The sequence below is a fragment of the Polynucleobacter sphagniphilus genome (genome assembly GCF_029892205.1).
In the GTDB taxonomy this organism is placed as follows: Bacteria; Pseudomonadota; Gammaproteobacteria; order Burkholderiales; family Burkholderiaceae; genus Polynucleobacter; species Polynucleobacter sphagniphilus.
The window spans coordinates 234,381-247,379 of sequence record NZ_JARXVX010000002.1 but is presented as its reverse complement, the minus strand read 5'-3'; the positions used below and the strand labels follow the sequence as shown (position 1 = coordinate 247,379).

Annotated in this window: 15 protein-coding genes and 1 tRNA gene; 7 read left to right on the top strand and 9 right to left on the bottom strand. The window is 45.9% G+C overall.

The genetic code is table 11. The annotated features are described in order from the left end of the window. Positions 1–160 precede the first annotated feature (160 nt). Both M2125_RS05550 and M2125_RS05545 read left to right on the top strand, forming a co-directional pair. Positions 161–1,195: an aldo/keto reductase gene (locus M2125_RS05550; RefSeq protein WP_076023961.1), complete on the top strand. Its 1,035-nt coding sequence runs from the start codon at positions 161–163 to the stop codon at positions 1,193–1,195. Positions 1,196–1,228: 33 nt separating this feature from the next. Further along, the gene (locus tag M2125_RS05545; RefSeq protein WP_277542262.1) at positions 1,229–1,831 is read left to right on the top strand and encodes a nitroreductase family protein; all 603 of its coding nucleotides are present in this window, start codon (positions 1,229–1,231) and stop codon (positions 1,829–1,831) included. Positions 1,832–2,149: 318 nt separating this feature from the next. Here the strand turns inward: M2125_RS05545 and M2125_RS05540 are convergent, their stop codons facing one another. The 8 genes from M2125_RS05540 to tsaE all read right to left on the bottom strand — a co-directional run bounded on the left by M2125_RS05540 (position 2,150) and on the right by tsaE (position 7,823). Next, positions 2,150–3,175 (bottom strand): cytochrome d ubiquinol oxidase subunit II, encoded by a 1,026-nt coding sequence (locus M2125_RS05540; protein WP_076023963.1) that lies wholly within the window; start codon positions 3,173–3,175, stop codon positions 2,150–2,152. Between the two features lie 12 nt (positions 3,176–3,187). After that, the gene (locus M2125_RS05535; protein WP_280742672.1) at positions 3,188–4,534 is read right to left on the bottom strand and encodes a cytochrome ubiquinol oxidase subunit I; all 1,347 of its coding nucleotides are present in this window, start codon (positions 4,532–4,534) and stop codon (positions 3,188–3,190) included. Between the two features lie 225 nt (positions 4,535–4,759). Next, positions 4,760–4,957 (bottom strand): hypothetical protein, encoded by a 198-nt coding sequence (locus tag M2125_RS05530; protein ID WP_280742671.1) that lies wholly within the window; start codon positions 4,955–4,957, stop codon positions 4,760–4,762. Positions 4,958–4,959: 2 nt separating this feature from the next. After that, positions 4,960–5,478: an ATPase gene (locus tag M2125_RS05525; RefSeq protein ID WP_280742670.1), complete on the bottom strand. Its 519-nt coding sequence runs from the start codon at positions 5,476–5,478 to the stop codon at positions 4,960–4,962. Continuing rightward, positions 5,475–5,672 carry an antitoxin VbhA family protein gene (locus tag M2125_RS05520; RefSeq protein ID WP_280742669.1) on the bottom strand — a complete coding sequence of 66 codons (198 nt, stop codon included), beginning with the start codon at positions 5,670–5,672 and terminating at the stop codon, positions 5,475–5,477. Before M2125_RS05520 ends, M2125_RS05525 begins: the two co-directional genes overlap by 4 nt. Positions 5,673–5,801: 129 nt before the next feature. Further along, positions 5,802–5,877, bottom strand: a tRNA-Lys gene (locus M2125_RS05515). A gap of 87 nt (positions 5,878–5,964) precedes the next feature. After that, positions 5,965–7,308, bottom strand: coding sequence for an N-acetylmuramoyl-L-alanine amidase (locus tag M2125_RS05510; protein ID WP_280742668.1), 1,344 nt, complete (start codon positions 7,306–7,308; stop codon positions 5,965–5,967). After that, the gene (gene tsaE / locus M2125_RS05505; protein ID WP_076024336.1) at positions 7,305–7,823 is read right to left on the bottom strand and encodes a tRNA (adenosine(37)-N6)-threonylcarbamoyltransferase complex ATPase subunit type 1 TsaE; all 519 of its coding nucleotides are present in this window, start codon (positions 7,821–7,823) and stop codon (positions 7,305–7,307) included. Before tsaE ends, M2125_RS05510 begins: the two co-directional genes overlap by 4 nt. 43 nt (positions 7,824–7,866) lie before the next feature. Here tsaE and queG point away from each other — a divergent pair, with 43 nt between their 5' ends. From queG to M2125_RS05480, 5 genes are all read left to right on the top strand, one after another. Then, on the top strand, positions 7,867–8,964 hold the full coding sequence (queG, locus tag M2125_RS05500) for a tRNA epoxyqueuosine(34) reductase QueG (RefSeq protein WP_280742667.1): 1,098 nt from the start codon (positions 7,867–7,869) through the stop codon (positions 8,962–8,964). 38 nt (positions 8,965–9,002) lie between these two features. Continuing rightward, positions 9,003–9,752, top strand: a complete 750-nt coding sequence (locus tag M2125_RS05495) for an AzlC family ABC transporter permease (protein ID WP_076024334.1) — start codon at positions 9,003–9,005, stop codon at positions 9,750–9,752. Beyond that, positions 9,749–10,093, top strand: a complete 345-nt coding sequence (locus M2125_RS05490; RefSeq protein ID WP_076024333.1) for an AzlD domain-containing protein — start codon at positions 9,749–9,751, stop codon at positions 10,091–10,093. The genes M2125_RS05495 and M2125_RS05490 overlap by 4 nt, the downstream gene beginning before the upstream one ends. Before the next feature lie 138 nt (positions 10,094–10,231). Further along, a complete protein-coding gene (locus M2125_RS05485) occupies positions 10,232–10,639 on the top strand; it encodes a GlcG/HbpS family heme-binding protein (RefSeq protein ID WP_076023534.1) in 408 nt (135 codons plus the stop codon). 6 nt (positions 10,640–10,645) lie between these two features. Beyond that, the gene (locus M2125_RS05480) at positions 10,646–12,043 is read left to right on the top strand and encodes a DEAD/DEAH box helicase (RefSeq protein ID WP_425334236.1); all 1,398 of its coding nucleotides are present in this window, start codon (positions 10,646–10,648) and stop codon (positions 12,041–12,043) included. Here M2125_RS05480 and gluQRS read toward each other — a convergent pair. Beyond that, the gene (gluQRS, locus tag M2125_RS05475; RefSeq protein WP_280742666.1) at positions 12,030–12,998 is read right to left on the bottom strand and encodes a tRNA glutamyl-Q(34) synthetase GluQRS; all 969 of its coding nucleotides are present in this window, start codon (positions 12,996–12,998) and stop codon (positions 12,030–12,032) included. The genes M2125_RS05480 and gluQRS overlap by 14 nt on opposite strands. Position 12,999 lies beyond the last annotated feature (1 nt).

The window sequence follows — 12,999 nt, the reverse complement described above, 5'->3', positions numbered from 1 at the left end:
CCTTCGCATTGCTGGTGGGTCGGTCGAGATTGGCTGGGCCGAAACTTCGTTTTCGAACTCGCGATCAATTGATTAACAACATGAAATGTGTCAGCAAGTTTATGCAGGCCAACCTACAATCATCGAACTAAGTCTAGGCAATAAATTATTAGGAGCTTTTATGAAATATCGTTTATTAGGCAATACAGGGCTTTATGTCTCTGAGCTCTGTTTAGGCACTATGACTTTTGGTGCTCAGGGATTTTGGGAGGTCATGGGCGGCTTACAGCAAAAAGCTGTCAATGAGTTGATCAAAACTTCATTTGATAGCGGGATTAACTTTATTGATACTGCTAATGTTTATTCTCTAGGGCAATCTGAAAGCTTGCTGGGACAAGCGATTAAAGATTGCGGCTTGCCACGTGATCAATTAGTTATAGCTACCAAATCTACTGGGATTATGGATGAGACCCCCAATGGCAGAGGGCAATCACGTTTTCATATATTTAATGAAGTTGATGCGAGTCTAAAGCGCCTTCAGTTAGATCATATTGATCTTTATCAGGTGCATGGCTTTGATCCTTTAACACCATTTGAAGAGTCCTTGTCTGCGCTGAATGATTTAGTGAAAATGGGCAAGATTCGCTATATTGGTTTATGTAATATGGCTGCGTGGCAGATCATGAAGGCAATCGGCATTTCTCGTCAAAAGGGTTATGCTGAGTTTACAAGCGTGCAATCGTATTACTCTATCGCTGGAAGAGATTTAGAGCGAGAAATATTTCCTCTGGTGCAGGATCAAAAGCTAGGGCTCATGGTCTGGAGTCCTTTGGCAGGCGGCTATCTCTCGGGTAAGTTTAGTCGTGATACGGCAAATCCTGATGGAGCCAGACGCTCAAGCTTTGATTTTCCACCCATTAATAAAGATAGGGCATTTATTTGCATTGATGCAATGACACCAATTGCTAAGGCGCATGGAGTTTCTGTGGCTCAAGTCGCGCTTGCCTTTATTCTATCGAAAAAAGCAGTATCAACCATCATCATTGGTGCCCGCAAACTGGAGCAGTTAAAAGACAATATTGCTGCTAGTAAGCTAGTCTTAACGGAAGACGAGCTTAAGATACTTGATGAAGTCAGCGCCTTGAATCCAGAGTATCCAGGTTGGATGCTTACTTTCCAGGGTCAGTATCGCGCAACTCCACCAATTAAAGACTAATTTTTATCTCAATCAATCATACTAAGGAAATATATGAATACATTTGATGCAATTCGCCAGCGCAGAGCAGTGAAGTACTTTGACCCCAGCCATCAATTTTCTCAGCAGGAGATTGATCAGCTGATTGAATTGGGTATGCAAGCCCCATCTTCTTTTAATATCCAGCATTGGCGTTTAGTCAATGTCACCGATAAAGCCCTCAGAGCAAAATTACGCGAGGCGGCAAATGACCAAGCTCAAGTGACTGATGCATCTTTGTTATTTGTTGTGACAGTGGATATCAAGGCATGGGAAAAAGATCCAGCAAGATATTGGGTCAACGCCCCTAAAGAGGCTCAAGATATCTTGGTGCCTTGGATTCACCCTTTTTATTCTGGCAAAGAACAACTTCAGCGTGACGAGGCCATGCGCTCAGCTGGAATCTTGTTGCAAACTATGATGTTGTCAGCTAAAGCAATGGGCTATGACTCTTGCCCAATGGTTGGTTTTGATTTTGACAAGGTTGCAGAGTTGATCCATTTACCTAAAGACTATGCGATTGCAGCAATGTTGGTAATTGGTAAAGCAGTTAAACCTGCTTGGCCAAAACCTGGTTTTATTCCCAAATCAGAAATGATTATTAAAAATCACTTCTAACTAAAGCCACCCTCGGGTGGTTTTATTTTGTCGGATAACCGACATATCACCATAAGCGTCCGGAAACACGACACCTGCAAGTCGCTCACGGTCAATCAGTCTGAACCAGCGTCTGCCATCCCCACTTAAAACGTCCTATAGATATCTCATTGTTACCGGCGCCCTCCACATATGCACCAGCCCAAAAGAAAAAGCCCCTAGATTTTTCTAGAGGCTTTTGTGTAACTGGTGGGTCGGGCGAGATTGGCTGCGCCGAAACTTCGTTTTCGAACTCGCGACCAAGAGATTAAAAGATACCGCTTAAGTATCTACTAATGCTTAGTAGTAGCTCATTGGGACAGTCTTACCCCAAAATATTCGATAAGAGTAAAAGGTATAAAGCAGGATTGCTGGCAAGACAATTGCAGTGCCCCAAAAAATTAACCAAAGAGATTCGGTTGCAGCTGCGGCTTGCCAAATCGTCATTTGATCGACGATGATGTAAGGAAAGAGGCTATAGGCAATTCCGAAAAATGAGAGCCAATAAATTGCCACGCTTGCAACAAAAGGAACCCACATTTTTCGGTGTGGATTTGACGACAAGGTCGTCAGAGTTCGCTCAATGATGATAAAAAGGATCAGAGTAGTTAATGGTATTGGAGCTAAGTAGATGATATTTGGCAGGGCAAACCACTTAGTCATAATTTCAGGACTAAAAAATGGTGTTGCAATGGATATCAATCCAATTCCAAGCGCTGTGAAGCCCAGACTTACTTTGGCCCAGTGAGTAGCCTTTAATTGCAACGCGCCTTCAGACTTCATGATCAGCCAAGTTGAGCCTAAAAGAGCGTATCCAGCAGGAACACAGGCACCCACTAGGAGAGCAAATAACCAGCCCAATAAACCAGAGTCAAAGCCCACGATATGACGCCCAATCATGACCCCTTGAGCTATGGAGGCAATAACGCTACCTAGGTAAAACAGAAAGTTCCATAGCGGTTTTTGATGGGATTGAACCTTAACCCGAAAATCAAAGGAAACGCCCCTTAAAATTAAACCAGCCAGCATGATAGCCACGGGGATATAGAGTTCAGTCAGAATAATTCCGTGTGCCAATGGAAATGCAACTAGTAGTAGTCCAACACCTAGAACCAGCCAAGTTTCATTGGCATCCCAAAATGGCCCTATAGAAGAAATCATCATGTCCTTTTCTTCATCAGTTGCTCTATTTAGAAGAATACCAACACCTAAATCATAGCCATCCAGAACAACATAGGAGAGCACGGCAATACCCATGGCTACCAAGAAAAATAGTGGAAGCCATCCTGAAGCTTGGCTCAGATCGGGAATCATATTTAGTGGCATTGTGAATTTATCTTATTGGGCATAGGAGTTAGACGTGCTTGTAATCGTATTACTTACTGGGGCTTTATCCCCTTCGCGAGCAAGGTAAAAAACCACCCCAATGTAAGAAATAATGAGTGCGATATATAAGAATAAATACATCAGCAAGCTACTCAGAACAATGCCTCCCGCTATTGTTGTAGCGGCATCAGCGGTAGTTAGAACCCCGGTAACGATGTAGGGCTGCCGACCAATTTCAGTGACGTACCAGCCTGCAACTACAGCAATCCAACCAGAAAAAGTCATTCCAACCAAAATTTTGGCCATCCAGGGTTTGATATCTTGTGACTTATAAATTTGCCAGCGTGCCATCCATGAAACTAATAGCATGAGTAGACCCATGCCAACCATAATACGAAAGGCAAAAAATACTGGTGCTACTGGAGGAATTTTGTTGGGGAAATCTTTTAAGCCTTGCACTTCACCATCCCAGTGATGGGTCAGATAAAAGGAGGCTAACTTAGGAATGCTAACTTCATAGAGGTTACTCTGCGTCTTTTGATCTGGAATGGCAAAGATTACAGCTGGTATACCAGAGCCAGATTCCCAAATGCCTTCCATTGCAGCGAGTTTGGCAGGTTGATGTTGCAATGTATTTAGTCCATGTGCATCACCAAGGATGATTTGAATAGGCATCAAAATTGCTGCTGCAGTGATGGCAATTTTAAGAACAGCTTTATTAGCGGCAGACTTGCTGCCTCGGAGTTGCCTAAAGGCTGAGATGCCAGCTAATAAAAATGTCACTGTAATAAAGGCTGCAGTGAGCATATGCGCCAAGCGATAGGGCATAGAAGGATTAAATACGATGGCAAACCAATTAGTAGCATGTGCTTGGCCATCAATCATTTCAAAACCTTGCGGTGTTTGCATCCAAGAATTTAATACGATGATCCAAAAAGCGGATAAGGTGGTACCAAAAGCGACTAGAAAAGTTGCGATGGTATGAACGCGTGGAGAGACTCTTTTGCTACCAAACAGCATTACTCCCAAGAAGGTGGCCTCCAAGAAAAAAGCAGTGAGTACTTCGTAGGCAAGTAATGGGCCTGCAATATTGCCGATGGTTTTCATGTATCCAGGCCAGTTAGTGCCAAACTGAAAACTCATGGTGATACCACTGACTACCCCTAAAGCAAATGTTAATGCAAAAATCTTTACCCAAAATTGGTATGCCTGATTCCAGCTGGAATCATGGGTTCGATTGAATTGAACTTTGAAGTAGAAAAGAAACCATCCCAAAGCAATAGAAATGGTTGGGAAAAGAATATGGAAGGTAATATTTGCGCCAAATTGAATGCGACTAAGCACCATAGGGTCAAGCATTGTGAGCCTCTTAAGCAATGGTTGGATTTATCAACTATCTTATTCTCAAAACTCAATTGATGCTTGAGGGATTAAATATGAAGCGATTAACCCTTGAGACCCTATATTGTTTAAGGTGTTGATCAAGCAATTTGAGTGAACTAAAAGAAAAAGCCCCTAGATTTCTCTAGAGGCTTTTGTATTGCTGGTGGGTCGGGCGAGATTCGAACTCGCGACCAACGGTGTTTAGGCCCTAAGTTGGCGCTGTTTGATGAGTTCTGCAGCAGGGATCCGCACTATCTTGCCATTAATTGTGGTCACGATTGCGGTATTGGTTTGGATTGCCAAGTCTATCGCTGCTTTTCTAGCACGTTTAATAGCGAAGTAGGAGCCTGATATATCAGGATCTGGTGAATTGAGGATATCTGGAGTTGGAATAATCATTTCTAGCCTTGAGCAATCTTTTCTAATTCAGTTAAATCACCATCAAGCAATACCCATGAGTTTACAGCTTTTTGATACTTTGGGAGATTCTCTAATCCTGCTCGATAGCGCCTACGAATGACTTCTTCAGGAATATTGTGTCCACCCTGTGCAACTCGCTCTGCTACTCGAGAGATGGCTAATTCAGGAGAGCTTAGGGCAATAAACCAGAGCTTAATTGTGTAGCCCAAGTCCTTCCAGTCTTGAATGCGTTGTAGATAATGGGTGCCGGATAACGTGGTTTCAAATGCAAAACTTTCACCTGCTTTGGTGTATTCATCCAACTCATTGAGCATCAAGCGAGCCGCTTTGAATGAAACAGACTCTGGGTTAAATGGTGCTAAACCAGCGGCTATGAGATCAGCATTAACAAAGCGAAAAGTATGCGCTTCTTGTGGCAAGAAGTTCTTGGCAAAGGTAGTTTTACCGGCCCCATTGGGTCCGGCAATGATGATAATTTTTTTATTTAAATTAACCGTCATTTGATTGTGCCCTTAATATAACTTTGCTTAGTTTCTTCTATTAATTGGGCGATACTTTTTTTGCCATATATATAGCTAGTTAGTTTTTGTTCAAACTGCTCTGTTAAGGTGACGCCCTCAATTCGAGCAGAAGCTATGGCATTGCAAACGTTATATTGGCGAAGTTGATGTGTTGTGGCAAGCTTTGCTGGCATTTCACTATTTTATTGGATTTGGGTCGGATTCCCTAGCCAAAAAATGGCCCTAAAATGCGTTTTAAAGAGCAATTCGGAGGGATAGTGCAGGTAATAAAAAAGCCTCGCAGAGGCGAGGCTTAGTATTGCTGGTGGGTCGGGCGAGATTCGAACTCGCGACCAACGGATTAAAAGTCCGCTGCTCTACCGACTGAGCTACCGACCCAGTAAAGTCAGAAATTATAGCAAGAAGTTTGAAGGTCTTTCTTAGTTTTCTACTGTCCGCCCTCAAGCCCTTGTGTTTACAAGTGTCTTAGGCATTGCCTCTTTTGGCAACGGGTGGATTTTTTGAAAAATAGTCTTTAATTCCCCTCAAAATCGCATCTGCGATTCGATCTTGGTAGGCCTCATCATTGAGTTTTACCTCTTCCTGAGGATTGCTGATAAAGGCCGTCTCGACCAGGATGGATGGAATATCTGGTGCCTTTAGTACGGCAAAGCTCGCTTGCTCAACATTGCCCTTGTGAAGGGGTGCAAAACCGCCGATTTGCCGCAGTACAGAGTTGCCCACTTGAAGTGAGTCTTTGATTTGTGCTGAGGTGGACATATCTAGCAAGAGATTGGCCACTTGGCGATCTTGGGTTTTGATATTGATGCCGCCGATTAAATCGGAGGCATTCTCCTTATTGGCCATCCAGCGGGCAGTGGTGCTGCTCGCCCCCATTTGTGAAAGTGCAAATACGGAAGCCCCTTTGGCATTCGTTTCTATAAATGCATCAGCATGGATCGATACAAATAAATCGGCTTGTACACTCCGCGCTTTTTGTACACGCACATGTAGTGGCACAAAGTAATCCCCATCCCTAGTTAAAAATGAGCGCATATACGATTCGCCATCGATCTTTTCTCTGAGGCGCTTGGCTACGGATAGCACAACATGTTTTTCTTTGGAGCCCATTGAACCAATTGCGCCTGGATCCTCACCACCATGTCCCGCATCAATCGCAATCGTGATTAACCGTTGGTATTTGGCAGTCTTGGGCGCTGGCTTTACTTCGGGTATTGCCTGCATAACAGGCGCGCTAGGAGCTTCTTTCTTCGTGGCAAATTGTGCAATCTGATCAACTTCTTCATTGGCCTTCACTAGCGCGCTCTCTTTGCGTGCGCTGCTCTTGACTAGCTCCATTAGGGGATCGGGGGGTGCAGTCGGGTAGAGGTCAAAGACCATGCGGTACTGATACTCACCAATTGGGTTAAGAGTAAAGAGCTGGGGCGTAATGGGCTCTTTTAAATCAAATACAAGGCGGACAACCGTTGGTTGATACTGACCCACACGAATTTGCGATACGTAAGGATCATTTGGTTTTACCTTAGCGACTAAATCTTTGAGGGTCGCATTAAGTTGAAGACCTTGTACATCAACTACCAAGCGATCTGGATTGCTGAGTACCTGTTGAGAGATGGGTAGGGGAGTATCGGACTCTAGAGTGATGCGGGTGTAATCCTCCGAAGGCCAGATACGCACCCCCAGAATTTTTGCGCCCCAGGCGATGTCTATTTCTGTAAGTAGCAATGCAAAGCTCAGTAATTTTGCGGACAGCTTGAGCTGCTCCCGGCGCACTAAGTTTGTTAGTTTGTTGCTAGGTGTATTGCTCATTGAACATTCTGAGGCAAATGGTCAAGAATGCTTTTGCCAGGGGCATTAAGAGCGCGCAGGGTGATAGTTCGCTCCATCTCATCTTGACCAGCTTGCAGTTCAATTTCGATATCAAACGCAGGCAATGTGCCTTGTGCTTTTTCTGGCCATTCGATTAAGCAAAAGCCGGGTGCATCAAAGTGCTCTGCAAATCCGGCCTCCTGCCATTCAAGGGGATCACGCATCCGATAGAGATCAAAATGGTGTACGGTGAACCCATCCTTGCCATCTAAAGTGATGGAATAAGGCTCGCACAGGGTATAAGTTGGGCTTTTAACCCGTCCAACATGGCCCATGTTTTGAATCAAATAGCGTGCAAAAGTCGTTTTACCTGCTCCCAAATCCCCCTTCAGGGCGATATTGAGGTGGGCGTGTGGCATGGCCACTAGAAACTGACTCAATTGCTGAGAAAGCAGCTTTGCCAGTTGGGCCGTTGCGGTCTCTTGCCTACAATGCAGAGTAATTGTTTCTGTCATTTGCTTAGTTTATTCAATTATTACGCTACATTCAGTATTCCTCATGGATTCTTCAGTCAATTCCTCCTCTATTGATGCTCACGCCCTGCGGGATTGGTTGCGTGAGAAGGCTGGTGTTTTTGGGTTTGATGGTCTGCGTATCACGGATACCCATTTGGGGGTAGCAAAAGAACGTTTGCAGGAATGGCTGGCACAAGGGCGTCATGGCGCAATGGAATACATGAGTCGCCAAGCCCAATTGCGCGCCAACCCAGAGTTACTCTTACCAGGTACGGTAAGGGTGATTTGCTTATCGATGAGCTATCTCTCCCCGTCAGTCCATTATGAGGGGGAGTGGGAGCGCTTAAATGATCCATCTCAAGCGGTAGTTTCAATGTACGCCCGGGGGCGTGATTATCACAAGGTCCTGCGACAGCGTATGCAAGATTTTGCTCAAGTCATTGAGGAGAAAATCGGGTGCTTGGGATATCGTGTTTTTACAGATTCAGCGCCCTTGATGGAGGTAGAACTTGCTCGTAAGGCGGGCCTAGGATGGCGCGGGAAACATACCCTGTTGCTCAATCGCGAATCAGGCTCTAGCTTTTTCTTGGGAGAGATCTTAGTTGATGTTCCCTTGCCACTAGACGATGAGCAGGTAGAACATTGTGGAACCTGTACCTCGTGTATGGATATCTGCCCAACTCAGGCCATTACTGCGCCATATCAATTAGATGCAAGGCGTTGTATCTCATACCTGACCATTGAAAATCCCGCAGCCATTCCAATTGAGTTTCGTAGAGCCATGGGTAATCGCGTGTATGGGTGTGATGATTGCCAATTGATTTGCCCGTGGAACAAGTTTTCTAAGCGAACCGAATTACCTGATTTTGCCGAGCGCCATGGTCTTGGTTCAGCCACTCTTTTGCAGTTGTGGTCTTGGACCAAAGAGGAGTTTGAGAAGCGCCATGAGGGCAGTGCAATTAGACGTATTGGCTATGCTAGATGGCTGCGCAACCTCGCAGTTGCCATTGGCAATGCCTTAGCCTCCAAAGAAGTGGCATTTTCTGAAAAGGAAAAAATGCGGCATGAATTGAGGGTGCGGTTGCCGAATGTGGATGCTTTGGTGGCTGAGCATATTGAGTGGGCTCTTGAGCAGCTCTAGGGCGCACATGAATTGATCTAAGCTCTTACAATAGCCTAATGACATCAACCAGCAATTCTCTAGAGCATCGCTTTAAAAATCAGCGGGATGCCTTTTGGGGTGGTGTTCGAGAAGGCGCTGCCGCTCCAGCCACGGTTTTATTTGCCGGCATGGTTGGCTTTGGTGCTATGGGAAAAACCAATGGCTTAGATATTTGGTTTACCACCTTCACTAGTTTCTTTATGTTTGCCCTGCCCGGGCAAGTTGTTTTGCTGGAGATGGTGATTACAGGTTCTGCAGCAATCGCTATTGCGCTTGCAGTGACCTTGACGGCTACTCGTTTTATTACGATGACCGTCACTTTGTTTCCGCAACTTCATAGCAAGCATCGTAACCGCAGCCTATATACCTTGGTTCATTTATTGGCGATGACTGCATGGGCAATCTCTATGCGTGAGTTTCCTCGGATTGAGAGTGAGCATCGCAAGAGTTACTTCATTGGCTTGGGTTTGTTATGTTGGATGATCTCCATTCCAGGGACAATTTTGGGTTATTACCTGGCGGGTATGGTGCCAACACCAGTAACGCTGGGGCTAATTTTTATTAACCCCTTATTTTTCTTGCTGACATTTACCGAGGTTAAGCCGTGGATCAACCGCATTGGTATTTGCCTAGGTTGTATTTTTGGCCCTTTTTTCTACTTGCTCAATAAAGACTCTAGTTTGTTGGTGACAGGCTTGGTTGCTGGCACAATTGCCTATTACGTTGATCGCAAAATATTGCGTAAGCGGCCGGGGTTGATTGGATGATGCATCAAGCACTGACTGGATGGAGCTTATGGCTTGCCTTATTGGGCGCCTGTGTGGGAACTTATCTATGCCGCGCCGTGGGGGTGTCGCTTTCCAGCCGCATCAACCAAGATAGCGAAATATTTCGTTGGCTAGCAGCTGTAACCTACGCGATGGTAGCCGCGCTAACGGTGCGCCTCATTTTTTTGCCGATCGGGTTGCTAGCAACGGTTCCTGCATGGATCCGGATTGCTATTTGCGCATTGAGTATTGCCGTCATGCTCTCTAAGCCTACCCGCAGATTAGTGCCCGCCTTATTGACAGGCACTCTTCTGATGGTCTCCTACGGCTTAATGCTCTAATTGAGTGCCAAATAGACCTCTTATGAGAGGTCTTGGCTGTAAATTGCAAGCAATCCCCTTGAATATGGGAAAATGTACATATTCGCTAGTAATTAGGGCGGTTTCATAAAACATTCGAGACGGAAAGACAGGCAAATTATGTTCGCTACCAAACCATACTTAACTCAAGCTGATGCCCAAAAAATCTTGGCTGCTGCAGATAAATACGCAGCTGAACATAACTTGGCAGTAACCATTGCCGTTTGTGATGATGGTGGCCATGTACTTGGTTTAACTCGTCGTGATGGTTGTGCTCCTGTGTCTGCTTATATTGCTCAAGAAAAAGCACGCGCTGCTGCGATGGGCAAGCGTGAGACTCGTGTTTATGAGGAAATTATTAATAACGGACGTACTGCCTTCTTATCAGCCCCACATATTTCTGGGATGTTAGAGGGTGGAGTCAATATCGAGGTAAATGGTTTTACCATCGGCGCAGTCGGCGTTTCCGGCGTTAAATCGACCGAGGATGCTGCCACTGCAAAGGCGGGTCTTGCGGCTATTCTGTAAGTTACCTTGACAAATACTGCGCCTGAACTAAACACCCCTGCTATACCTGCAGAGTCAATTGACTCTGCCAATACTCCCGCTGAAATCACTTTTGCTGATTTTGGTCTTGATCCACTGATCCAAAAGGCGATTGCAGAGCAGGGGTACAACACCCCCACTCCAATTCAGGCACAGGCAATTCCCCATGTATTAACAGGGCGCGACCTGATGGGCGCCGCCCAAACCGGGACTGGCAAAACGGCAGCCTTTGTGCTCCCAATTATTCAAAAGATTTTGCGCCATGCAAGTAGTAGCGCCTCTCCTGCGCGCCATCCAATTCGTGCTTTGGTGCTCACACCTACTCGCGAATTAGCTGTGCAGGTTGCTGAAAATGCAGCAAGTTATTCAAAGCATACCGATTTGCGTACTGCAGTTGTGTATGGTGGCGTTGATATGAAAGAGCAGGTTGGCTTGCTGCGCAATGGTGTAGAGATTCTGATTGCTACACCTGGTCGTTTACTGGATCACATTGGCTCTAAAGTAGCCAATCTTTCCCAGGTAGAGATTCTGGTTTTAGACGAAGCTGATCGCATGTTAGATATGGGTTTCTTGCCAGATCTCCAACGCATCATTGATTTAATTCCTGCGCAACGTCAAACCTTATTGTTCTCAGCAACATTCTCCCCAGAAATTAAAAAGTTAGCGCAAAGCTATTTACGTACTCCAGTAACCGTAGAAGTGGCTCGCCAAAATGCAGCCGCTGATACCGTTAAGCAAGTAGTGCACATGGTGTCTTCTGCGGATAAACAGCGTGCAATTGTGAAGGTACTTGAGGCTCGCACACGCCAAGGTTTATCGCGCCAATGCATTATCTTTACTAACAGTCGCTTGGGATGCGCCCGTTTAGCCCGTGCATTAGAGCGCGATGGTATTAAAGCGGGTGCGATTCATGGTGATAAGAGCCAAGGCGAGCGCACTTTAACGCTAGATGCCTTTAAGTCAGGCGCCATTGAGGTGCTGGTTGCAACCGATGTCGCAGCGCGAGGCTTGGATATCCCATCAATGCCTTGCGTGATTAATCACGAGTTGCCATTTAATGCGGAAGATTTTATTCACCGTATCGGCAGAACCGGGCGCGCTGGTAGCAAGGGCGATGCCATAGCTTTGGTTGATGACAGCGAAAAACGCTTGCTAGATGATATTGAAAAGCTAATGAAGCGTAAGTTGGAGGTGGCAGCGCTTCCTAATTTCAAGCAAGAGCCAGGACAAACCTCAGACCCATTTTTCTATAAGCCTTACGAGGCTACCAAGCCATCTCAGTCAAATGATCCGGTTCAGAGTTCGGTTACCGAACCCAAGAAGGTTGGCATCGTTTCAGCGAAGCCAGCAGTCGGCGCCTTATTGGGTGGCTTTAAAAAGAAGTAAGCGGCTTGATTGCCCATGCCTGGGTAGCCGCTAATAGCCACTGGGCAATGGTGATGCTCTTCCCATCTGGTAGTCCATGTAAACCTAAATGTTCAGCTGCCTGACGCAGCGCTGCCAATGAATGATTGGCATCTTGCGTATTAATTTGGGTGGCTTTAGTTTGTTTGCTTAATTTTTCACCATGCTCATCGAGCACTAGCGGTAAGTGAAGGTATTTGGGGGTTACCAAGCCCAGCAAGTTCTGGAGATAAATTTGGCGGGCAGTATTGCTTAATAAGTCCTCGCCTCGCACGACATGTGTAATCCCTTGGGCAGCATCGTCTACGATTACCGCCAACTGGTAGGTAAAGAGGCCGTCGCTGCGACGCAAGACAAAATCACCGATTTCAGAACTGAGGTTTTGGGATTGTGGTCCTAGAGCAAGATCCTCAAACTCAATCTGAAGATCTAGCGGTAGGGCCAGTCTCCAAGCTGACTGACCATGCTGTAATTCCCCTAATTTATAAGGGGATATATGTGTAGGTCGGCAGGTTCTTGGATAAACCATTTCTTGATTGCGATCAGGCGGCTTACCCAGCGCTGCAAGAGCCTTTGCAATGGTTAATCTAGAGCAAGTACAGGGGTAGAGTTGATTAAGCTCATTCAGGCGCTCTAAGGCGCTCTCATACTGTATTTGACGTTTGGATTGCCAGACCACTTCCTCGTCCCATTGGAGACCGCAAGCCTGCAGTTGAGCCATGATTTCCTGATCAACCCCTTGAATGCAACGAGCTTGATCTACATCCTCGATTCTGAGAAGCCATTTCCCCCGATTTTTACGGGCATCCAACCAACTTCCTAGCGCGGCCGCGAGCGATCCAGCATGCAGTAGCCCGGTAGGTGAGGGGGCAAATCGCCCGCGATACCCGTAGGTTGGGGATGAAGGGTTTTGATCAGTAGACACAGCTAAAATCATC